At 45.7% G+C, this 22,772-nt stretch carries 25 protein-coding genes; 18 read left to right on the forward strand and 7 right to left on the reverse strand.

Going from position 1 to position 22,772, the window contains the following annotated elements; genetic code table 11:
- Window positions 1-24 precede the first annotated feature (24 nt).
- Window positions 25-1,032 (forward strand): glutamine synthetase beta-grasp domain-containing protein, encoded by a 1,008-nt coding sequence (locus ABD960_RS04735; RefSeq protein ID WP_345329754.1) that lies wholly within the window; start codon window positions 25-27, stop codon window positions 1,030-1,032.
- Window positions 1,033-1,463: 431 nt separating this feature from the next.
- On the opposite strand, the gene ABD960_RS04740 is transcribed toward ABD960_RS04735, so the two are convergent.
- A complete protein-coding gene (locus ABD960_RS04740) occupies window positions 1,464-1,868 on the reverse strand; it encodes a gamma-glutamylcyclotransferase family protein (protein WP_345329755.1) in 405 nt (134 codons plus the stop codon).
- Between the two features lie 77 nt (window positions 1,869-1,945).
- Between ABD960_RS04740 and ABD960_RS04745 the strand changes: the two genes are divergently transcribed.
- From ABD960_RS04745 to ABD960_RS04795, 11 genes are all read left to right on the forward strand, one after another.
- Window positions 1,946-3,304 carry a glutamine synthetase family protein gene (locus tag ABD960_RS04745; RefSeq protein WP_345329756.1) on the forward strand — a complete coding sequence of 453 codons (1,359 nt, stop codon included), beginning with the start codon at window positions 1,946-1,948 and terminating at the stop codon, window positions 3,302-3,304.
- A 140-nt stretch (window positions 3,305-3,444) separates the two neighbouring features.
- Entirely contained in the window at window positions 3,445-4,482 is a 1,038-nt protein-coding gene (locus ABD960_RS04750; protein WP_345329757.1) for a hypothetical protein, read from the forward strand.
- The gene (locus ABD960_RS04755; RefSeq protein WP_345329758.1) at window positions 4,482-5,351 is read left to right on the forward strand and encodes an HAD-IIA family hydrolase; all 870 of its coding nucleotides are present in this window, start codon (window positions 4,482-4,484) and stop codon (window positions 5,349-5,351) included. The genes ABD960_RS04750 and ABD960_RS04755 overlap by 1 nt, the downstream gene beginning before the upstream one ends.
- A 74-nt stretch (window positions 5,352-5,425) precedes the next feature.
- Window positions 5,426-6,457, forward strand: coding sequence for a glycoside hydrolase family 43 protein (locus ABD960_RS04760; RefSeq protein WP_345329759.1), 1,032 nt, complete (start codon window positions 5,426-5,428; stop codon window positions 6,455-6,457).
- Between the two features lie 21 nt (window positions 6,458-6,478).
- Entirely contained in the window at window positions 6,479-7,567 is a 1,089-nt protein-coding gene (locus tag ABD960_RS04765) for a cellulase family glycosylhydrolase (RefSeq protein ID WP_345329760.1), read from the forward strand.
- 120 nt (window positions 7,568-7,687) lie between these two features.
- Window positions 7,688-8,767 (forward strand): aldose epimerase family protein, encoded by a 1,080-nt coding sequence (locus ABD960_RS04770; RefSeq protein WP_345329761.1) that lies wholly within the window; start codon window positions 7,688-7,690, stop codon window positions 8,765-8,767.
- Window positions 8,768-8,871: 104 nt separating this feature from the next.
- Window positions 8,872-9,861, forward strand: a complete 990-nt coding sequence (gene moaA, locus ABD960_RS04775; RefSeq protein ID WP_345329762.1) for a GTP 3',8-cyclase MoaA — start codon at window positions 8,872-8,874, stop codon at window positions 9,859-9,861.
- Between the two features lie 9 nt (window positions 9,862-9,870).
- Window positions 9,871-11,073: a molybdopterin molybdotransferase MoeA gene (locus ABD960_RS04780; protein ID WP_345329763.1), complete on the forward strand. Its 1,203-nt coding sequence runs from the start codon at window positions 9,871-9,873 to the stop codon at window positions 11,071-11,073.
- 2 nt (window positions 11,074-11,075) lie between these two features.
- Window positions 11,076-11,549, forward strand: a complete 474-nt coding sequence (gene moaC, locus ABD960_RS04785) for a cyclic pyranopterin monophosphate synthase MoaC (RefSeq protein ID WP_345329764.1) — start codon at window positions 11,076-11,078, stop codon at window positions 11,547-11,549.
- Window positions 11,509-12,699 (forward strand): NTP transferase domain-containing protein, encoded by a 1,191-nt coding sequence (locus tag ABD960_RS04790; protein ID WP_345329765.1) that lies wholly within the window; start codon window positions 11,509-11,511, stop codon window positions 12,697-12,699. Before moaC ends, ABD960_RS04790 begins: the two co-directional genes overlap by 41 nt.
- Window positions 12,692-13,756 carry a ThiF family adenylyltransferase gene (locus ABD960_RS04795; RefSeq protein WP_345329766.1) on the forward strand — a complete coding sequence of 355 codons (1,065 nt, stop codon included), beginning with the start codon at window positions 12,692-12,694 and terminating at the stop codon, window positions 13,754-13,756. Before ABD960_RS04790 ends, ABD960_RS04795 begins: the two co-directional genes overlap by 8 nt.
- Before the next feature lie 8 nt (window positions 13,757-13,764).
- Here the strand turns inward: ABD960_RS04795 and ABD960_RS04800 are convergent, their stop codons facing one another.
- Window positions 13,765-14,196, reverse strand: a complete 432-nt coding sequence (locus ABD960_RS04800; RefSeq protein WP_345329767.1) for a molybdenum cofactor biosynthesis protein MoaE — start codon at window positions 14,194-14,196, stop codon at window positions 13,765-13,767.
- The gene (locus tag ABD960_RS04805) at window positions 14,196-14,438 is read right to left on the reverse strand and encodes a MoaD/ThiS family protein (RefSeq protein WP_345329769.1); all 243 of its coding nucleotides are present in this window, start codon (window positions 14,436-14,438) and stop codon (window positions 14,196-14,198) included. Before ABD960_RS04805 ends, ABD960_RS04800 begins: the two co-directional genes overlap by 1 nt.
- A gap of 119 nt (window positions 14,439-14,557) precedes the next feature.
- On the opposite strand from ABD960_RS04805, the gene ABD960_RS04810 reads away from it, so the two are divergent.
- The 3 genes from ABD960_RS04810 (at window position 14,558) to ABD960_RS04820 (ending at window position 17,278) form a co-directional block, all read left to right on the forward strand.
- A complete protein-coding gene (locus ABD960_RS04810) occupies window positions 14,558-14,887 on the forward strand; it encodes a DMT family transporter (protein WP_345329771.1) in 330 nt (109 codons plus the stop codon).
- A gap of 237 nt (window positions 14,888-15,124) precedes the next feature.
- Window positions 15,125-15,742, forward strand: coding sequence for a redoxin domain-containing protein (locus ABD960_RS04815; RefSeq protein ID WP_345329773.1), 618 nt, complete (start codon window positions 15,125-15,127; stop codon window positions 15,740-15,742).
- Between the two features lie 87 nt (window positions 15,743-15,829).
- Entirely contained in the window at window positions 15,830-17,278 is a 1,449-nt protein-coding gene (locus ABD960_RS04820; RefSeq protein ID WP_345329774.1) for a phytoene desaturase family protein, read from the forward strand.
- On the opposite strand, the gene ABD960_RS04825 is transcribed toward ABD960_RS04820, so the two are convergent.
- Window positions 17,275-18,606 carry a BamA/TamA family outer membrane protein gene (locus ABD960_RS04825; RefSeq protein WP_345329775.1) on the reverse strand — a complete coding sequence of 444 codons (1,332 nt, stop codon included), beginning with the start codon at window positions 18,604-18,606 and terminating at the stop codon, window positions 17,275-17,277. The two genes, ABD960_RS04820 and ABD960_RS04825, sit on opposite strands and share 4 nt — an antisense overlap.
- Window positions 18,607-18,812: 206 nt before the next feature.
- Here ABD960_RS04825 and ABD960_RS04830 point away from each other — a divergent pair, with 206 nt between their 5' ends.
- Together ABD960_RS04830 and ABD960_RS04835 are read left to right on the forward strand one after the other, a co-directional pair.
- Window positions 18,813-19,175, forward strand: coding sequence for a hypothetical protein (locus ABD960_RS04830; protein ID WP_345329776.1), 363 nt, complete (start codon window positions 18,813-18,815; stop codon window positions 19,173-19,175).
- A 96-nt stretch (window positions 19,176-19,271) separates the two neighbouring features.
- A complete protein-coding gene (locus tag ABD960_RS04835) occupies window positions 19,272-19,802 on the forward strand; it encodes a ferritin (RefSeq protein WP_345329778.1) in 531 nt (176 codons plus the stop codon).
- Here ABD960_RS04835 and ABD960_RS04840 read toward each other — a convergent pair.
- On the reverse strand, window positions 19,799-20,071 hold the full coding sequence (locus ABD960_RS04840) for a (2Fe-2S) ferredoxin domain-containing protein (RefSeq protein ID WP_345329780.1): 273 nt from the start codon (window positions 20,069-20,071) through the stop codon (window positions 19,799-19,801). The two genes, ABD960_RS04835 and ABD960_RS04840, sit on opposite strands and share 4 nt — an antisense overlap.
- A 221-nt stretch (window positions 20,072-20,292) precedes the next feature.
- On the opposite strand from ABD960_RS04840, the gene ABD960_RS04845 reads away from it, so the two are divergent.
- Window positions 20,293-21,507, forward strand: a complete 1,215-nt coding sequence (locus ABD960_RS04845) for a sterol desaturase family protein (RefSeq protein WP_345329781.1) — start codon at window positions 20,293-20,295, stop codon at window positions 21,505-21,507.
- Window positions 21,508-21,583: 76 nt separating this feature from the next.
- Here ABD960_RS04845 and ABD960_RS04850 read toward each other — a convergent pair whose 3' ends face one another.
- Together ABD960_RS04850 and ABD960_RS04855 are read right to left on the reverse strand one after the other, a co-directional pair.
- A complete protein-coding gene (locus ABD960_RS04850) occupies window positions 21,584-22,267 on the reverse strand; it encodes a DsbA family oxidoreductase (RefSeq protein WP_345329783.1) in 684 nt (227 codons plus the stop codon).
- A 53-nt stretch (window positions 22,268-22,320) separates the two neighbouring features.
- Complete coding sequence (locus ABD960_RS04855) at window positions 22,321-22,743, reverse strand: secondary thiamine-phosphate synthase enzyme YjbQ (RefSeq protein WP_345329784.1); 423 nt, start codon at window positions 22,741-22,743, stop codon at window positions 22,321-22,323.
- Window positions 22,744-22,772 lie beyond the last annotated feature (29 nt).

Below are 22,772 nucleotides of genomic sequence, written 5' to 3' on the forward strand. Positions count from 1 at the left end.
TTTTAAAAAGAAATAAATAAAACAATGGCAAAACTTGAGTACATCTGGCTTGACGGCTACAAACCAACACAAAGCCTGCGCAGCAAAACAAAAATCGTTAAAAGTTTTAGCGGTAACGTAGAGGATTTAGATAACTGGAGCTTTGACGGTTCATCAACTGAGCAGGCACCAGGTGGTTCGTCAGATTGTATCTTAAAACCGGTATACGTAGTTCCTGATCCGCAGCGTAAAGATGGTTGGTTGGTAATGTGCGAGGTACTTGATTCAACAGGTAAAGCGCATGAGTCAAACGGCCGTGCTTTGATCGAGGATGACGACAATGATTTCTGGTTCGGTTTTGAGCAGGAGTATTTCCTTTGGGATCCAGCAACCAACAAACCGCTTGGTTTCCCTGCAGGTGGTTACCCTGGTCCGCAAGGCCCTTACTACTGCTCAGTAGGCGCTAACAACGCTTTCGGTCGCGAAATTGTTGAAGAGCACTTAGACGTATGTTTAGAGGCTGGCTTAAATGTTGAGGGTATCAACGCTGAGGTTGCTGCCGGACAGTGGGAATTCCAGATATTCGCTAAGGGCGCTAAAGAAGCCGGCGACCAGATCTGGATTGCGCGTTACCTGCTTGAGCGTATTGGCGAGAAATACGGAGTATCAATTAACTGGCATTGTAAACCGCTTGGTCAGCTTGATTGGAACGGTTCAGGTATGCACGCTAACTTCTCAAACACATTATTACGTACCGCTAACAGCAAAGAGAAATTCGAGGCAGTTTGCGAGGCCTTCCGTCCGGCTGTGGCTGAGTGTATCGCCGTTTACGGTGCCGATAACGATCAGCGCTTAACCGGTAAACACGAAACCGCTTCTATCCACGACTTTAGCTATGGTGTATCTGATCGTGGCGCTTCAATCCGTATCCCGCTTTACGCAGTTGATCACAACTGGAGTGGTTACCTGGAAGATCGTCGTCCTAACTCAGCTGCCGATCCATACAAAGTAGCTGCGGTTATCATCAAAACTGTAAAATCAGCTAAGATCTAATCAGGTCAGCTCATTTATATACTTGGTCCCCCGGTTTTTAAAAACCGGGGGATTTTTTTTAGCCAACCTATCCTAAACGGCGAAGCCCTCATAAGCACCGCTAAAAAATAATGATAGTGAATAATCCTCCCCGAGGGGGAGGACTTTGATAAAATAAGAATGAGTCATTGCGAGGTACGAAGCAATCTCTTGAGGGCAAGAGAGCGTGAAAAGCTTAAAGAGATTGCTTCGTACCTCGCAATGACGTAATGAGAATAAGGATGAAAAAAGCAAAGCACAACCCATAAATATCCTATTTTACCGGCATCAGTAATGCCCGGAGTAGCATAAGCTTTGCCAAAGCATAACCTTTCACCGGGCAGGACGTAGCCGGCAGCTTTTGCTTCTTTTGTCTGCACAAAAGAAGTTAAGGACAGGTAACAAATGCTGTTTTAAAAAGCCTTATAACCCAAATAATCTCCGCCATCAATAATCTTTAACCCATCCACTGGCCAATTGTAGGCATAAACCCAGCAGTTAGTCAAGCCCGAATCAGTTTCAACGGGAGTTAATAATCGTACATATTCATGCGGTTGAAGGTCGTTTGGGGAGATGCCTTCATACTCATCTAATATGGGCAACACTTCATCGGGCTTATAAATGCTATAAATGCTGCCGTAGACATATCCGCCCGAATCATCAATAATAGCGCCGGGATATTCACCAACATCATACAAGGTACCCCGTGTGCGGCCTTTGCTTATAAAGGTGCAATGCCTTTGCAGGTATGCGGCAAACTGGTTATGCTTTACAAGCAGGGTGCCGTAAACAAAAAGCAGGCAGGCGTTATCATTCATCAAGCAGCAAAATACCGGTATATAATGGGCTTTGCAAAAACTTTACTAATTTCACTTTTGGCTATACCTTTGCACCCATGACTAAAGACCAACTCATCGACTACATTAAAGACAATAGCATCACCAAAATAAAATTTGCCTTTGCTGATATTGACGGCGCTCTGCGTGGAAAAACCATCAGCACGCAAAAGTTTTTAGATGGTTTGCAGGATGGTTATGGCTTTTGCGATGTTGTGTTTGGCTGGGACATAACAGATGCCGCTTATGATAACGTAAAGGTTACCGGCTGGCATAGCGGCTACCCCGATAAGGATTGCCGTATAGATCTGACAACCAAACGGAACATCCCCTGGCAAGGTAATATCCCTTTCTTTTTGGCTGATTTTAGCAAAGCCGATGGCAACGATCTGCAAGCATGCCCGCGCAGTTTGTTGAAGCGTATAGTTAAGCAATGCGATGACATGGGCTACCATGCCGAATTTGCGCAGGAGTTTGAGTGGTTCAACTTTTTAGAAACGCCGCATAGTTTGGAGCAAAAGGGATTTATCAATATGCAGCCCTTAACCCCGGGCATGTTTGGCTACTCCATATTGCGCACCTCGCAGCAAAATGATTTTTATAATGATCTGTTTGATCTGCTTACACAATTTGATATCCCGATTGAGGGGCTGCATACCGAAACCGGTCCGGGCGTTTACGAAGCTGCCATTGTACACGACGAAACCCTGCGCGCTGCCGATAAGGCCGTGCTGTTTAAAACCGCAGTAAAGGAGATCGCCTCCAAACACGGCATAACCGCCACTTTTATGGCCAAATGGAATGCGGATTTGCCGGGCTGCAGCGGGCACATTCATCAAAGCTTGTGGGATAAGGATAAGGAAAATAACCTGTTTTACGATGCCGCCGATGAGCATAACATGAGCGATCTGCTCAAGCATTACCTGGCCGGGCAGTTATATTGCCTGCCGCATTTGCTGCCTATGTACGCGCCAACCATTAACAGCTATAAGCGATTGGTTGAAGGAGCCTGGGCGCCAACTACCATTACCTGGGGATTTGATAACCGCACAACGGCCATCCGTATATTGAACGATAGTGAAAAATATACCCGGTCAGAAATGCGTATACCCGGTTCTGATACCAACCCGTACCTGGCCATAGCCGCGTCGCTGGCTTCGGGGTTGTATGGCATTAAGCATAAGTTGGACCTGAATATCCCCGCCACCGAGGGTAATGGTTACCAGGATCTGCGCAATGGTCGTTTGCACAGCAACCTGTACGATGCCGCCATCGCTATGCAAAACTCATCGGTAGCTAAGGAGCTTTTTGGCGAAGGTTTTGTTGATCATTTTACCAATACCCGCATCTGGGAGCACCGCCAGCACGCCAAAGCCGTGACCGACTGGGAGTTGAAACGCTATTTTGAAGCAATATAGATTGATTTCGGATTTAAAAATCCGGATTAATTTCTGGGGCTATCATGCAAGAAATTTCACCCCTCTTTGCGCAGCAGAGGGGCAGGCGGTGAGTAAAACTCAAAATAATTCCCAATCTTTGCGGCGATTATAAATTCTAAATGGACTATTCAGTTATTATTAAGGCGGCGTGGGATGGATACGATGCGTCAAAAACCATAAAAACGATTGAGGATATCAGCGCGAAGGTTTCAACCAATCACGTTTACCGCATTACGTTTGATGATGACGATATCATCATTGCCAAGCTATCTTATTTTGGTAAATACGAGCATTTTAAGGAAGATCACCGGCTGATCCACGCGCTGTCAAACAACCTGCTTTACCCGTTTGAGACACTGCTTTCTAAATCATTATTAAAAAATAACCGGGTTTACACCTATCGTTATAAACAAGGCAAAAAGGATGTCTGGGTGGTATTTTATAACCCGACCCGTATTATGACGCGCCTGCCCCGCCAGTTGGAAGAGGAGCATATTATGAAGCTCGGCCAGCAGGTGGGCAAATTTCACAAGGCCTGTTCGCGGGTGAAGAATGTGTTGCCCAAATCGTCAAAAACACTGCGTACGGATATCAATATCCTACTGGAGCAGATCGCCAAAAACGAAAAGCATTTTGGCAGCCGTATGCAGGCGGATTATGTAAAATACCATTGTGAACTGTTCCTGAAAAACCGCTCAAAATATAACCTCAACTCGTTTGAGATTATCCCGGTATTTATTGACTGGAACATCGGCAACTTTTCGGTAACGCCCGACCTGGAGCTGTATTCGAGGTGGGATTATGATTGGTTCAGGATGAGTTACCGCATACTCGATTTTTATTTTTTCAGCAGGGTGGTATCCACCATTGGCGACCGCACCGTGTTCAGCTACGTGATCGATACCATGATGGAAGACCGTTTTATCCTCTTTTTACAGGAATATCATAAAGTTAATCCGCTCAAGGCGGATGAAATTCGTTTTTTAAAGGAGGTTTACCGCTTTTTTATTCTTAATTATGTAATTAAGGATGGCAAGTACTTTTTCCACGAGCAATATGCCAAAAAGTTACAGGCCGAGGCTTTTGAGATCTACCTTCCATCAGTTGACAGGGATTTCAACGCCGAAAAGATAATTGATGCCTTAAAGCTTACTTAATGCAGCGTATAGATAACTTTAAATCCATTATAGACCGTTACGAGATTATATTTTTTGATGCCTTTGGCGTTTTAAAGAATTACGAGGGCTTGGTACCCGGTATCGAAAAGACCTTTGAATACCTGACCCGGCAGGGCAAGGAGTATTATATTGTTACCAATGATGCTTCACGTAGTCCGGTGGAACTGGCCCAATCGTACCACAAAAAGGGTTTAACGGTTATCGATCCGGAGCGTATCATCTCATCAGGGATGCTCACCAAGGAGTATCTCGATCTTAAAGTTAAGGATGGCATTGTAGCATTTTTAGGTACGCCGGAGTCGGCGCACTATATTGATAACGAGGGCAGGCACACCATGCCGGTATCGGCGGTTAACAGCAGCAATATTGATAAGGTTAATGCCCTCGTTTTTATGGATGATGAGGGCTTTAACTGGTTTGAGGATATTAACAAGGCGGTAAACATTCTGCGCAAGCGCCCCATACCGGCCATTGTAGCCAATACCGATTATGCTTACCCGCTCACTGCTAATGATATAGCCGTGGCTATTGGGGGGATTGCCAACATGGTAGAGAGTATTGTTGGCAAGGAGTTTATCCGCTTTGGTAAGCCCGATTCGCAGATGTTCATGTTCGCTTATGATATGATACGTGAGCGCCGTGCCATCAGCAAAAAGGATATTGTAATGGTGGGCGATACCCTGTTTACAGATATTATGGGTGGCAATAAGTTTGGCTTAGATACCGTGCTGGTGCTCTCCGGCAATACCCTGCCCGGCGACGCGGAATCAAACATTCACTCAACAGGGATTGTGCCTACATACATTTGCCAAAGCGCGGTTATTGAGGATGGCGGTTTCGGCTTTTAATAAATAAATGTAGCTTATACATTTTTTAATTGGTGCAGAAAATTATATTTGTCTTTACCAATTAAATTATCAGAATGAAGAAAGCGCTTCTATGTTTAGGGCTTTGCCTTGCCTGCATGGCAGGTTTTTCCCAGCAAACAGCCTCATTTACTAACCCGCTGCTGCCTGGTGGTCCTGATCCGTGGAATACTTATAAGGACGGGTACTACTACTACACCCATACCACCGGCAACCATCTGGCCATCTGGAAAACAAAGGACATTACCGACCTTAAATCCGCCGAACGGAAAACAATCTGGACACCGCCTCCGGGCACCATGTATTCTAAAGAAATATGGGCGCCGGAGCTGCATTTCATCCGCGGTAAATGGTATATGTATTTTGCTGCTGATGATGGGAATAACGATCATCACCGCATGTACGTGGTAGAAAACGCTTCGGCTGACCCCATGCAAGGCGAATGGACATTTAAAGGCCAGGTAAAGGATGCTACCGGCAAGTGGGCTATTGATGGTTCGGTATTTGAAAATAAGGGCCAGCTATACATGATATGGGCAGGCTGGGAAGGCGATGTAAACGTAAAGCAGAACATTTACATAGCCAAAATGAGCAACCCCTGGACTATTAGCAGCGAACGGGTAATGATAGCCACGCCGACTTATGCGTGGGAAAAGGATGGCGACCTGCCCGGCGGCAAACACCTGGATGTGAACGAAGGGCCGCAGATACTGATGCACGGTAAGGACATTTTCCTGATCTACTCGGCCAGCGCCTGCTGGACGGATAATTACGCCCTGGGTATGCTGCGCGCAAAAGCCAACGCTAACCTGCTCGACCCAAAATCATGGAAAAAATCGCCGGAGCCGGTATTTAAGCAATCGCCCGAAACGGGTGTTTACGCGCCGGGACATAACTCCTTCTTCAAATCGCCGGATGGCAAAGAGGACTGGATTCTGTATCACGCTAACTCTAACCCCGGCGATGGCTGCAGCAACAAGCGTTCGCCGCGTGCCCAAAAGTTTACCTGGAATAAGGATGGCTCACCTAACTTTGGTGTACCGCTTAGTACAAGTAAACCGTTAGCCAAACCATCCGGAATTAAATAAAAACCAATTAAACTACTTATAATGAAGATCAAAAGTATTTTAGCCGCGGCAATGTTGTGTTTCGCCTCAATGGCTAACGCGCAGGATGCCGCCAAAAAGCCGGCCTATATACCGCCGGTTATCCCCGGCAGGTGGACGATGGAAAAAGCCAATATCTGGTATGCCCAATACCCCTGGATGAGTGGTGCCAACTATATACCTGCCTATGCCATCAACCAAATGGAAATGTGGCAGGCCGAAACATTTGACCCGGCGGCTATTGACAAGGAATTTGGCTGTGCCGAAGGTATAGGCTTTAACCTGATGCGCGTGTTTTTGCACAGTCAGGCCTGGAAGGCTGATGCCCCCGGGTTTAAAAAACGTATAGACCAGTTTTTAGGTTTGGCCGATAAGCATCACATCAAGATCATGTTCGTGTTTTTTGATGATTGCTGGAACACCGGAGCCAAGCCGGGCAAACAGCCGGAGCCAAAGGTTGGCGTGCATAATTCGGGCTGGTTGCAGGACCCCGGCTTTATTGTAAAAAAGCCGGAAGATTTCGCCTATCTTAAAAAGTATGTTACCGATGTACTCACCACCTTTAAAAACGATAAGCGCATATTATTGTGGGATTTATACAACGAGCCCGGTAATAAAGACAAAGGCAATCAATCAATGGAGTTGCTGGTAGAGGTGTTTAAGTGGGCGAGGGCGGTAAACCCGTCGCAACCTGTCAGCGCCGGTATGTGGAAATGGGAATTATATGAGCTGAACGCGTTTCAGGCCAATAATTCGGACGTGATAACTTATCATAATTACAATCCGCTGGATAACCATGAGTTTATGGTTAAAGTGTTGAAATTTAATGCCCGTCCTTTAATATGCACCGAGTACATGGCCCGCACCCGTAACAGTACTTTTGAAACGGTAATGCCAATGCTGAAAGAGCAAAACGTGGCCGCTATAAACTGGGGCTTTGTATCAGGTAAAACCAATACCATTTACTCATGGGAGAAGGTAATCCCTGATGGCAGTGAGCCGCCGCTATGGTTTCATGATGTTTTCAGGAAAGACGGTACGCCATACAAACAAGCCGAGGTTGACCTGATCAAAAAATTAAACGGAAAATAAACCAATCAAATAAACTTTATGAAAAAACACTTTTTGCGTTCTATCGCACTGGCATTACCGGTTTGTGCAATATATTTGTCCGCCTGTAATCAGCAAGCAAGCAAAAATTCAACCGACACTATGACCGACAGTACTACCGCAGCAGCGGCGCCGCAAGCCGCCGCGTTTGATACCACCATTGATGGTAAAAAAGTTCAGCTATTTACCCTTAAAAATAAAAGCGGCGCCCAGGTAAGCATCACTAATTATGGCGGCCGTTTGGTGAGCCTGCAGGTGCCTGATAAGGATGGCAAACTTACCGACGTTATAGTAGGCCCCGGCAGTGCCGAAGGCTTTGTAAAATCAACCGAGCCTTATTATGGCGCGTTGATCGGTCGTTATGGTAACCGTATCGCCAAAGGTAAATTTAAGCTGGAAGGCAAGGAGTACAGCCTGTTTACCAACAACGGTGCTAACACACTCCATGGTGGTAAAAAGGGTTTTCAGTATGTGGTTTGGGATGGCACGCAGCCTGATTCGTCAACCCTGGTGCTTACCTACCTGTCAAAAGATGGTGAGGAGAACTTTCCTGGTAACCTAAACGTGAAAGTTACCTACCATTTCACAGATGATAATAGTTTAGATATTAAATATGAAGCCACTACTGATAAAACTACCGTTTGTAACTTAACCAGCCACGGCTTTTTTAACCTTAACGGTTGCGGCAGCGGCGACATCCTGAAACACGTTTTACAGGTTGATGCCGATAGCTACATTCCGGTTGATGCCGGCCTGATTCCGTTTGGCCGTATTGATAAGGTAGCCGGTACACCGTTTGATTTTAGCAAGCTTACCGAAATTGGTGCCCGTATTGATACCAATGCCAACGAGCAGCTAAAAAACGGCAAAGGTTACGATCACAACTTTGTGCTGAACAAGCATGATATTAATAAATCAATTGCCTCGATAACAGGCGATAAGAGCGGCATAACCATGGATATTTATACCGAGGAGCCGGGTCTGCAATTCTATAGCGGTAACTTTATGCAGTCAAAAAACGAGATGAAGTATGGTAAGATGGATGATTTCCGCACCTCGTTCGCGCTGGAAACACAACATTACCCTGATTCACCAAATCAGCCATCGTTCCCTACAACGGTATTAAAACCGGGCGAAACTTATAAAACTCACACCATCTATAAGTTTACAGTAAAAAAATAAGCATTCGCTTATCCTAATTAAAGTCCTGCCGCGCAACCGGCAGGACTTTTTTTGTATCATAGGCCCCGTTAAATCGTTACTTTTACAAATAAAACAAACGCATTTTGCTTATAGATAACCATGGTCGGCCAATAAATTACCTGCGCCTTGCGGTGACAGACAGGTGCAACCTGCGCTGTTTTTATTGTATGCCCGAGGATGGCCTCAACTGGTTATCACGTACCGAGTTGCTCAGTTATGAGGAACTGTTGCGAATCAGTAGCATGCTGGTAAGCATGGGGGTGAGCAAGATTCGAATTACCGGCGGCGAGCCATTTGTACGGCGGGATCTGATGCAATTACTATCGTCGCTAGCTGCGCTTAACGGGCTTGATGAACTGACCATTACCACCAACGGCGTACTTACCGCGTCTTATGTAAATGAGTTAAAGCGCCTGGGTATCCGCTCGGTAAATTTGAGTCTGGATACGCTGGATGCGGCACGTTTCTTTACCATTACCCGCCGTGATGAATTCGCGGCTGTAATGCACACGCTGGAAGAATTGCTGAAACATGGTATCGACGTAAAAATTAATACCGTGGTTATGGAAGGCAAAAACACGCAGGATATATTACCCCTGGTTGAGCTGACCCGTGAACTGCCCGTAAGCGTTCGCTTTATAGAAGAAATGCCCTTTAACGGCGATGGGCACCGGTTTAGCGGCATAGCCTGGGATCATGTGCGTATTATGAATGAGATCAGGCAAAGCTATCCACATCTAACAAAAGCGGTGGATGAACCGTTTTCAACAGCATACAATTATACTATACCAGGCCATAAAGGTAATGTTGGCGTTATTGCCGCTTACTCGCGCACTTTTTGCGGTACCTGCAACCGTATAAGGATAACGCCCACAGGTATTCTAAAAACCTGTTTGTATGATGATGGTGTGCTTAACCTGCGCGATAAGTTGCGGATGGGCAATACTGATGAACAAATAAAACAGGCGCTTTTACAAGCGCTGAACAACCGCGTTATTGATGGCCATGAGGCGGAGCGTCTAGTAAAGTCAGCCGCGAACATTCACCAATCAATGGCCGCTATTGGCGGATAAAAATTTACTATGATAACAGTTGAACAAGCTGAACAGATAATACTCGAAAACAGGAGCGACCTCGGTGCCGAGATCACCCTGTTTGATACATCGGCAGGCCGCGTGCTGGCCGAGACCATCCGTGCCGACCGTGATATGCCGCCATATAACCGGGTAATGGTTGATGGCATCGCCATAAAGTATAGTGCCTTTGAGCGGGGCGTCCGCATATTTAAAATAAAGGCAGTACAAGCGGCCGGAGCAATACCCGTTGAGATTGGCGGTGATGAAGAATGTATAGAGATCATGACCGGGGCTGCCATGTCGAAGTCGGTAGATACAGTGATACGTTACGAAGATATTACCATCGGCGAAGGCGAGGCGATTATCAACCTGGCAACAATTGAAAAGGGACAAGGCCTGCACCTCAAGGGTGCCGACCGTAAGCAGGGCGATGTACTGGCTGTACCCGGTCAGTTAATCACTCCGGCAGTGCTCAGCCTTATCGCTTCGGTAGGCGAGGCGGAGGTGCGGGTTAAAAAGGTTCCACGTATTGTGGTTATTTCTACAGGCGATGAAGTGATCGAGGTGCATAAACACCCAACCCCTTTCCAGATACGGCGGTCAAACAATTATACTGCGCAGGCTACCCTTAAAACACTTGGTTACGAGGCCTCAGTACTGCACCTGCCCGATGATCCGGAAGTTATGCGGAACCAGTTATCGCAGTGTTTTCAGTATTCCGATGCCATTATACTGGCTGGCGGTGTTTCGGCCGGTAAGTTTGATTATCTGCCGCAGGTACTGATTGATTTGGGGGTTGAGCAACTTTTCCATAAAGTAGCGCAGCGGCCGGGCAAACCGTTTTGGTTTGGTAAACATTGCAACGGCGTGCCGGTATTCGCTTTTCCGGGTAACCCGGTGGCGGTGTACTTGTGTATGCACCGGTACTTTATACCCTGGCTGTATGCAACTTTAGATCAGCCGCAACCCGCGCCGGTTTATGCCATGCTGAATAATGACCTGGAATTTAAACCCGAACTAAAATACTTTTTGCAGGTTAAGTTATTTGTTAACCAACAGGCGCAACTGGTGGCCGAGCCAATAGCAGGTAACGGCTCAGGCGATTTTGCCAACCTTGCCGATGCCAATGCCTTTATGGAATTTCCAGCCGATAAAGTGTTATTTAACAAAGGCGAAGTTTATCGTGTACACCTCATTAACTCCTTATAAATATGAACTTAACGCATATAGATAGTAAGGGCAACCCCACCATGGTTGATGTGGGCGCTAAGCAGGTAACCGCACGCAAGGCCGTGGCACAAAGTATTGTTTTATTGCCCGATGAAGTTTTAACTTTACTGGAGGGCGATGAATTGCGGAGCAAAAAAGGGCCGGTATTTCAAACCGCTATTATAGCGGGCATAATGGCCGCCAAAAAAACCGGTGAGCTGATACCGCTTTGCCACCCGCTGGGTTTGGACAACTGCTCGATAACCATCAGCTTTAACACTGAGCGTGAGGTGGTAGTAGAGTGTACCGCTGCCATAACCGCGCGTACCGGGGTAGAGATGGAGGCATTGGTGGGCGCATCCATAGCGGCGCTAACTATTTATGATATGTGCAAGGCCATGAGCCATAACATCGTGATAAAAGAAACGCGGCTTGTTGAAAAAACAGGAGGGAAGAATGACTTTAAACGGGCATAACAAACATACCAAACTGGCGAGGCCGTCGCTGGGTAGTTTCGGGCGTAACGAGTGGGCAATATTGGGCGCACCTTGCACCGTAATTAAGCTGCTGGCCGATGAGGTGATCAAAGCGCTGGCTCCCGACTATAAAGGTGCCTACGCCGATACCACACATGCCGATGATGTGACTAACGCTCCCGGTCGCTTAGGCGCGGGAGCAGTATTGGAATATACCGATCAGTTGCAATATTCACAGTTAAGTTATGCCGCGCCGCTATCGCCGTTTCAATTAAGGCAGCATTTTTCGCAGGCTGATTTTGTGCTGGTTAACGGCAATCATCAGCAGGCCAAAGCGCAGGTGCTGATACTTGACGAAAACAAAAAGGCATCGCTGCAAAAGCGTGTTTCGCAATTAACCAACGTGGAATTGATACTGGTGAGTGATAATATCAATGAGGTGTTTGATTTTATTGAGGAAGCCGTTCCAAATTGGCGCGATATACCGGTGCTTAAATCAGATGACCTTCAAGGCATTGTCATGTTCTTTAAAAGTAAGCTGATACAAAATCTGCCGAAAATTAACGGGCTGGTACTTGCCGGGGGTAAAAGCCAGCGCATGGGCTTTGACAAAACAGCCGTAAAGTGGCACGATAAGGAACAGCGCTATCACGTTGCCGATATGCTGCGCGGTTTTTGCAACGAGGTATATATATCCTGCAGAGCAGAACAACAAGAGCTTGTAGATAAAGATTATGCTGTATTGCCAGATACCTTTACCGATCTGGGGCCGTACGGGGCAATTCTTTCGGCCTTTCGAAGCGAGCCGGACAGTGCCTGGCTGGTAGTGGCAACAGATCTGCCTTTGCTGGATGAAACGACCATACAACATTTAGTCGCTTTGCGCAACCCTGCCGCTATAGCCACGGCTTACACCAGTGGGTTCGATGGCTTGCCCGAGCCGCTTATCACTATTTGGGAGCCTAAAAGCTATCCGCAATTGCTGGCGTTTTTGGCGCAGGGCTATAGCTGCGCGCGCAAGGTGCTGATCAATAGCGATACCTCACTTATACCGCCGGCCAACCCGGATGCGCTGACCAACGTGAACACGCCGGACGAGCATGACCGCATTAAACAATTACTCCACCAAAAAATAGCATCACATGACTAATGATTGGGCGCGATACCATTGCCAGATAGCCTTACCCGGCTTTGGCGAAGCAGCGCAGCAGCGTTTGCAGCAGGCCAGTGTGTTGATTGTGGGTATGGGCGGTTTAGGGTGCCCAACCGCTTTGTACCTTACTTCGGCAGGGGTGGGCACTATAGGTATTGCTGATTTTGATACGGTTAGCGAGGGTAACCTGCACCGGCAGGTATTGTATGGTCCGGATGATACAGGCAGTAATAAAGCCGCTGTAGCGTGCCGCAAACTCAGGCAGCAAAACCCGGCGGTTGAATTTGTACCGTATGAGCAGCGTTTAACCGCCGCCAACGTATTCGATATTATAGCAAAGTACGATGTTGTGGTTGACTGTACCGATAATTTTGAAACCCGCTACTTGCTGAACGATGCCGCCGTTATCAGCGGAAAACCGTTGGTTTATGGTGCTATTTACCAGTTTGAAGGGCAGGTTGCGCTGTGGAATGTTGCACACCAAAGCGGTGGCCGCACGCCCAACTATCGCGATTTATACCCAAAGGTAAATGCCGCCCAGATACCAAATTGTACGCAGGGCGGTGTAATACCAACCCTGGCCGGCATTATTGGTTGCCTGCAAGCTAACGAGGTGCTTAAATACATTACCCAAACCGGTGAATCACTCGCCGGCAAACTCCTGGTATTTGATGCCCAAACGCTGCAAAGCCGGGTTGTAAAAATAGGTACGCTTACCAAAACCAACATCACCACGTTACTGGTCGCGGCAGAGGAGGTGCCGGATATCGATCAAACCGAACTTAAAAAGCGCATTCAGGGTGATGATGTACAACTGATTGACGTACGTACGGAGGAAGAACGCCTTGCGCATCATATCGGCGGCAAACATGTTCCGCTTAGTGAGCTTGAAAATAATCTGCACGAGGTTGATCCCAATAAAACCAATGTGTTTTATTGTGCATCCGGCAAGCGCAGCGCCGAAGCGGTCAAGATAGCCAGCCGCGCATTGCCCGATAGTAAAGCGGTATCCTTAAAAGGCGGCCTGAACGAGTGGCTCGACGAAAACGGATAAGTAATGCTTTATGGATGCGCGGCTACCCAAACTTCGCCATCCTCAAAAAATTCCTTTTTCCAGATGGGTACGGTTTGTTTAAGGGTATCGATGATATAACGGCAGGCGGTAAAGGCAGCATCACGGTGCGCGGCAGATACGGCGATGGTAACCGGTATTTCGCCAACCTGTAATACGCCAGTACGATGATGGATCAATACTTTTTGAAGTGGCCATTGCTCAAAGGCCGCGGCAGCGATCTTTTCTATCTCGCGTATGGCCATGGTTTGGTAAGCCTCAAACTCCAGGCGTAAAACAGTTTTGCCTTTGGTTGCATTGCGTACGGTGCCAATAAAAACGTCAATCCCGCCGCTTTCAGGCGTCATTACCCATTGGCTGCAATTGGTAACATCAAGCGGCTCATCGGTAATCAATATGTTAATAGGGGAGCTGCTCATCATTATCCGCCGCTTACAGGTGGAATAATGGCCACTTCATCACGCTGATGAATATAATCCTCGGGCAGGGCGTATTCGTTATTTACGGCAATGAGGTATGATGAAAGTTGCTTTAACCGGGGGTATTGTTGTTCCAAAGTATATTTCAGGCTCATAACGGTGGCATCGTTCACCAATTCCAGTTGTATGGATGGCGCGTTAAAAATATCCTTAGCAACACCAAATGCCAAAACAGTGATCGTCATAAAAAACTTTAAATAGTGGCTTAACAAATATAGAAACATAAATTAAGAATAGCCTCCAACTAATAATTGCCGTTACCGTTTACATAATCATTATACTTTTGCTTAAATCCTGTTTATCTATGAAATACCTTTTTCTCGGCCTGGCTATCGTTTTTGAAGTTATCGGTTCAAGCCTGCTTCAGGCATCGCACCAGTTTACCAGGCTTTTGCCCGGCATTATGGCGGTGGTGTGCTACCTGTGCTGCTTATATTTTTTTTCTAGCTCGCTTAAAAGTATTCCGTTGGGTGTAGCTTATGCCATTTGGGGAGGCTTGGGCATTGTACTCACCGCGCTGGTATCGGTTTTTGTGTTCAGGCAATCGCTGGATATACCCGCCATCATTGGCATAACGATGATTGTTGGGGGAGTTATCGTGATGAACGTTTTTTCAAAATCTGTATCTATATAAATTAAATATTTGATTATTAAATATTTAATACAATTTATTAATTGATTTTGAAAGTAGTATATAAAGTATATAGATTTTATATACATTTGTGTCATCATATCATGAAAACACAGCAATTAACATCTGTTAAAAAAATCACGCTCCATTGCCAACCAAGTGCCGGTATGTGTTGTTGTTGCTATTGATCGAACGGAAAATAAACTCAATTGATCGTACTTTTTGCAACAACTAAATTAAATGAACACGTATACATATTACGATGAAGTGGCTGTAAATGAGGCCCTCTTATCCCCCAATACTCAAAATTTCAACAACAACGAGCTTTCCGGTAATTATACCGATCTGAATCTTTCAGCCGATAGTAACCGCTGGTACGAATATGATAATGGCGCTGTAACGCATGGTTATATTGATCTTAGAAAGTTTAATAACAAGCCGCTGGTAGTCGCTTTTTATTCGGGCAGTTTGGGTAACGCGGGTTTAAACCTGTTACGTTCGCTTAACGCTATCCAAACCGAGGTAAGGGCCAATGGCGGTAATTTATTAGTAGTGATACCTAAGGCGGAGCAGCATTTAGCGCAGATAGCCTGGCTTAACAGCCTGACCCTGAGTTTCTACGTTGATGAGCAGAATGCTTTAGCCCGTCAGCTTGGTATATATCAGGAGCTTTTAGCCGGATGGAATGATGGGGCGGCTAAAAATGTAATGCTACCCGGCGTTTATGTTTGCGATGCGGATCGTACGGTAGCCTACAGCTACGTTTATCGTAGTGAAATAGGTGGTTTTTCGGCCGGAGACGTTATATCCGCAGTGTATAATTCAGCGCGTTTTATAAACAAAAAAGAATTTATATAATTAGTTTCAAGTAGGTTAAAGTGCCAGGGGGATGAACCATGTGTTTATCCCCCTTTATTTTGCATATTTATACAAATTATCAGGCTGATGAATACCGATAAAAAAGATTATGACGCGGTAGTGGTAGGTTCGGGCCCCAACGGGCTTGCCGCTGCCATACTATTACAGCAGCAGGGGCTGCAAGTGTTGGTGGTTGAAGGTAAAGGCACCATCGGTGGGGGACTCCGCAGTGCAGAATTAACCTTGCCTGGTTTTAAACACGACATTTGCTCGGCTATTCACCCGCTGGCTGCCGGTTCGCCGTTCTTTGCCAGGTTACCGCTTCATCAGCATGGGTTGGAATACATAGCGCCCGAGGTAGACGCTGCGCACCCTTTTGATGATGGTACGGCGGCTGTACTAAAACGTTCGGTTGATGAAACCGCTTCATTGTTGGGTGCGGATGCCGATACCTACCATAAACTTATAGGGCCCGTTGTAAAGAACTGGCCGGGTATGGCTGCTGATATTTTGGGTCCGCTGCATATTCCGTCCAAACCATTTGCTATGGCGCATTTTGGTTTATCGGCGTTGCAACCGGCTACTATGCTGGCCAAACAGTTTAAAACCGTGCAAGCCAAGGGCCTTTTTGCAGGCATGGCGGCTCACTCCATACAGCCACTTAGTAACCTGGCAACATCGGCTATAGGCATGGTGCTGCTGGCTAACGGGCATATCGGCGGCTGGGTAATACCCAAAGGCGGCTCTCAGAGCATTGCCGACGCGCTGGCCGGCTACTTTATATCGCTGGGCGGAAAAATTGAAGTTAACACCTACATCACCTCACTCGCACAATTGCCATCTGCGCGTGCTATATTTTTTGATGTTACGCCTAAACAACTGCTGCAAATTGCGGGGCATAAATTTTCATCGATTTATAAATGGCAATTGGAACGTTATCGTTACGGCGATGGGGTATTTAAGGTTGACTGGGCGCTTGACGGCCCCGTTCCTTTTACCGCCGAAGAATGCCGTAAGGCAGGTACGGTACATATTGGGGGTACGTTGGAAGAGATCGAAATTTCCGAAAAAGCATCCGCCGCAGGCATACATTGCGAAAAACCATATGTGTTGCTGGCGCAGCAAAGCCTTTATGATACTACCCGCGCGCCCGAAGGTAAGCATACGGTTTGGGCCTACTGCCATGTTCCCAACGGATCAACCCGCGACATGACAGAAATCATTGAGAACCAGATAGAACGTTTCGCGCCAGGCTTTAAGGAAAGGATACTGGCAAAGCATACATTTAATACCGCCCAAATGCAGGAGCATAATCCCAATTACATTGGCGGCGATATAAACGGCGGTATAATCGATATCGGGCAATTGTATACCCGTCCGGCACTGCGCTGGTCTCCATACAAAACATCAGCAAAGGGGATGTATATCTGTTCTTCGTCAACCCCTCCGGGTGGTGGCGTGCATGGCATGTGCGGGTACAATGCCGCCAAGCGCGCCTTGAAGGATATTTTTAATATTAAGATAGGCAAACTTTAAAAAGCCTCGTTCAAGCCCAAAAACAGACCTTTAGCGCCGTATTTACCAAAGGCGTAATCAATACAAAGGTTGGTGCGCGTAGCTTTGTTAAACAGTACACGCAAACCCGCGCCGCCACCGGGTTGCCATACCTGCCCGATCTTGGTTCCCAGATCATCATTAGCGGTTTGCATGTTAAAAAAGGTAACTCCGCTGATGAACTTGTTCCGGGTGATCGGGAAACGGTATTCCACCTCCGAATAAGCGTATTGTGTGCCCTTAAAATAAGTAACGGTATACCCGCGCCCGCTGCGGAAGCTTGGGTCGCGGCCTGTGCCCGGCAATTCCAGGTAGGGCAGGGCACCGCCGATAACAAACGATGTCCAGTTCCAAAAAGCGATAACATGCTCGGGGTTGCGTTTTGAGAGGCTCCAGTATTTCCTGAAATCAGTAGTTAACTGTGTAGCGTTTTTAGTGCTCCCAATCCAGGTTTGGTTTACCCGTATACCGGCATCAGCATAAATGCCTTTATAAGCGCGGTTTTGGTTATCGCGGGTGGTGAATTGCGCGTTAAACAGCAAGCCGTTCGAACTGTAACTGCTGTTATTGAATCCGTTACGCTCATTGTAAATGTAATAAGGCGTTTGTGTTTCGCCAACGGGGTTATTTCGGTCTTCAATACTCCGCCTGATATCAAACGAGACCCCGGCACCTAAAAAAAGATTATCAGTTACCTGTTTGTAAACCTTTTCGCGGAAATTATAAAACAGCGAATGTAGTACATATCCTTTACGGCCAGGATTGCTTAATACCCTGTCTGCTTCGCTGCCGTTAGCGGCCTCGCCAATGCCTATACCAAAGTCAGGTGTTAGCGTTTTAGCGGCCACTAAACTGCCTTGTAAATTCCAGTGATTGCCCGGTGTAAATACGTTATGGCTCAAATAAAAATAAATAATACCTTTAGTAGTAATAGACGCGGATGTTGCCGCTACCGACATTAGCGTACCCGGCTCTTTACCTAATACGCGGCCTGCAACTGCTTTAATCCCGATCTGGAAACCAATACTCGGGTTTGAGGCCACGTTAGGCATCAGTGTAATTCCCGATTTCTTTTTAAGCGAATCGGGCTTTTTGTTTGGATGGATTACATCCTGAATGAGGTCACTAATGTCATACTGCCCTGCGTACTCGAGTTTTGGCTTTTTAATAGTATCGGCTTGCAACGAGTCGGTTTTAAGTGAATCGGTAGTAGCATGTACCTGCGCATAACCCTGCTTGCCAAACAATACCGACAGGGTGAGCAATACAATGCCTTTAAGTATAGTAGTGTATCTTAATTGTTTTTGCACAGTTTTCAGTTTAATTTTTATGCAGATGATGATCAAATAAAACTTAACCTTTAACCTATTTATTATCAAAAGGTTTTTTTGCCGCTTAACACCGGGGTACTAATTCGCCCGGTGGTTGTAAAAATGTTTAAAACATTACCGTTGTTATATTTGGATTTAATCTAAATAGTATTACTTTTGTTTCACACACTTCTACAAAAAAGGGAATGCAGGTTAAAGAGGTAGTTGATCACGTAACATTTATAGAGGTTTTTACCACAGCGCATGGTGCCATTTATCAATCAGACAGTGAGAGCTGCTGGTATATTGATTTTGCCGGTAAACTTGCCCGTTTTGATTACCGTTGCCTGCTTAAATTGAACAAAGCCATCAACAGCATCGATATTGAGCAAAAACTGATGGATGCCCAGTCGCCGGATATGGAAATCATCTTTATTTGTGCTTGTGATGATACCTATGTGTTAACCCTTACCCAGATCATTCATTTTAAAGAGCTTTTACAAGGTACTTTTGTAATGCTCGATCTTAACCAGATCATCTACAATCGTATTTACCGCACCGCGGTTTAATTGTACTTAGATTGCTTCTATATTGTTAATATTTAATTGTTTGGCTTGCTATAGCACTATCTTTGCAGTGTTATAAATGATTAAAACAGTTAGATCATGAAAGATATCATCCGTATAAAATCACTTTTATCAACAGAGATAGAAGAGGTTTTAAATCAGCAAATTAAAAAAGAAGCGCAATCAGCGTCGATATATTTAGCCATGGCTTCATGGTGCGACCGTAATGGTTTTGATAACTCAGCCGACTATTTTTATAAACAATCTGAAGAGGAAAGAGAACATCAGCTTAAATTCTTCAAATATGTTTTAGATATGGGTGGCACCGCGATATCTCCGGAGGTTACGAATATCAAAATTGAGTACAACTCGTTCCGCGAGGTATTTGAGGATGCATTGGAGCAGGAAGTAAGCGTTACCGAATCAATCAAAGCCATTGCCAGCCGTTGCTATAAAGAGCAGGATTTTGTAACCCTGGAGTTCCTGAACTGGTTCTTTAAAGAGCAACGCGAAGAGGAATACAAAGCCCGCCGCGCGCTGGAACTATTCGAAGTTATTGGCGAAGAAGGTACCGGCCGTTGGGAAATTGACCGCCATATCCCTAAAATCAGCTACAGCAGCGAGGCTTAATCCTGCTGCTGCATGAGGTTAGCTAACATGCGTAGCACCTCTTTTTCTGAATATTCTTTAAGCCATATATTTTCAGGCTGCATGTTACAGACCGGTGCAAACTTGCACCGGTCTGTGCATTCTATACGTATCACTTCAATATCCACGTTGCTCTTGTTATGTTTAACAAAGCTCGATGCCATTTTATAAGTGTCCTTTCCGCCTCGTTTTCCGCATTTGCTGCCGGTGCATACATACAGCACTTTATCGGGCACCTCAAATTTTCCCATGTAACAAATTTATGTATTCATACTCAAACGGCTGTTATAATATTTTCGGTATAACGCTTTAAATTAAGCTTAAAACAATTCCGACATTATGTTTATTAGCTTTGTAGTAAACCGCTGCGAGTCCTTTCGGGCACAAATTTTGTGTTTGTTTACCAATTAAGATTATATTTGAGTGTTTTTTCGTTTTAATGAATATTAAAACAGAACAATAAAAACGAGTCATGAAATACAACATCCTCGCTTTTGCTGTACCGCTCTTTGTAGTATTTATGCTGCTGGAGTATTTCGTCGCAAAACAAAAAAAACTAAAGCTGTTTGATCTTCACCGTTCAATAGCTAACGTAAGCATCGGTATATTAGAACGTTTAACTGATGTGCTTGCTGCTGCGGTATTTTATGGCGTTTACGATTATCTGCAAAAAACATACGGCATATTCGAAATAAAGCCTACCATAGCCATGTGGATCCTGCTTTTTTTGGGTACCGATTTTATATGGTACTGGTACCACCGCCTGGCGCACGAAATGAATGTACTGTGGGCGGTGCACGTAGTACACCACCAAAGCGAAGATTTTAATTATACTGTATCTGCGCGTATTACCTTGCTGCAGGCTATGGTGCGTACAGGTTTTTGGAGCGTACTGCCCATATTAGGCTTCCCGGCCGAAATGATTGTGGTGATGCTGTTGATCCATGGCCTGTACCCGTTTTTTGTGCATACGCAGGTAATAGGCAAACTGGGTTTTTTAGAATACTTTTTAGTTACGCCATCTCACCACCGTGTTCACCATGCCTGTAATGATGAGTACCTGGACAAGAACTATGGCGATGTACTGATCATTTGGGATAAGCTATTCGGTACATTTAAAAAAGAGGATGAAAAGCCTGTTTATGGCCTTACCCACCAACTGAATACTTACAGTTTTATGTGGCAGCATTTCCATTTCTTTATAGAGCTATGGATAATGGTTAAGCGCGAAAAAACGCTGAAGGGCAAAATCAAAATGATATTCGGCAGTCCCAACCTGATCGATCCGGCTGCACGTGAAAAAGCGGAAAGCGTATTCGGTATAAAGCATCATGAAGAACCGTTGCAGCAACGACTGAACAATTACGTAGTGTGGCAGGTGATTTTTATGCTGATAACCTTGTTCTTTTTCATACTGTTTGAGTTTGAGCTGGGTGCGATGGAGAAATTCTTATTCACCACGTTTACCGTGCTTACGCTCATTAATTGCGGTGCAATTATGGAGCAAAAAAAGTGGGTTTTCGCGGTGGAATTTTTACGCATGCTGGTAATAGGCAGCGCATTGTATATCTATAATGCCGATTACCATATCGTAACTTTCTTTATTTGCGCGGTTTTAGCTTTACTGGCCCTGTTTTACCGCACGGTTGAAGAACGTTATCTGTCTGTTGTTTACCAGGAGCAATAAAAAAGATGAAATACAAAATAAAGGGCCGATAGTTAAAACTACCGGCCCTTCGCATTTATATATTAAAGTGTCAGCTTTAGCAATTGCCGTCAGGTCCGCATGAGTCGCCGTCAGCATTCAATAGCTGCGGTTTTTCTTCGCTTTTAACCTTGTCTAATACTTGTTTAAATACCTCGGTAGGCTGCGCCCCTGATACAGCGTATTTATTGTTGAATACAAAGAAAGGTACACCCTGTACGCCTATCTGGCGCGCATGGTAAATATCTTCTTCCACCTCCTGTTTGTAAGCATCGCTTTTTAATGCGGTTGCTATTTCAGCCGCATCCAGCCCATTGGCTGTGCCTATCTGTATCAGCGTTTCTGTATCACTGATGTTTTTGCCCTGGGTAAAATAAGCGTCCAGTAAAGCTTCTTTTACCTCGTTCTGCTTATTATGTTTAGCCGCTAAGTGCAGCAGGCGGTGCGCATCAAGTGTGTTGGCTATTTTGGCTATATCAAAATCATATTTTAAGCCAAGCTCGGCAGCTTGTGCGGTAACGTAGGCATTCATCTCCTTAGCTTTTTCAAGCGGAAAGCCTTTGCGGTTAGCCAGGTACTGATCAACCGTTTGCCCTTCTACATATTGCGCGTCAGGGTCGAGCTGGAAGCTGTGCCAAATAATCTCCACGTCATCTTTAAAACCATCGAGGGCGTTTTCAAAGCGGCGCTTGCCTATATAACAAAACGGACAAACAATGTCCGACCAGATATCTACTCTCATGTTACAAAGGTAAGCGCATACGGTATGAAAAATAGTTACCCAATTGTAAGGTTTTACAAGCCCCAGGCAGTAACAACTATATTGCGATTGCCGCCGCGATAACGATGTTCGCACAAATAAATGCCCTGCCAGGTACCCAGCGCAGGCCTGCCGTTTGTTATAGGTATAGTTACCGAACTGCCCAGCATGGCAGCTTTCAGGTGGGCCGGCATATCGTCTGATCCCTCGTAATCGTGCTCATAGTCGGGGTCATTCTCCGGTACCGCTTTATTAAAATACATCTCAAAATCCATACGTACGGTTGGGTCGGCATTCTCGTTAATGGTGAGTGAGGCTGACGTATGCTGAATAAAAACCTGCAGCATGCCTGTTTTAATTTCGCTGAGCTGAGGCAGGGCCTGCAAAACATCATCGGTAATGAGGTGAAAGCCCCTGCGACGAGCGGCCAGGCGTATGTATTGCTGATATATTTTCATGTTGTTGTTGGTAATGTGCGCTAATATAC

The organism is Mucilaginibacter defluvii (assembly GCF_039543225.1).
Taxonomy (GTDB): Bacteria; Bacteroidota; Bacteroidia; order Sphingobacteriales; family Sphingobacteriaceae; genus Mucilaginibacter; species Mucilaginibacter defluvii.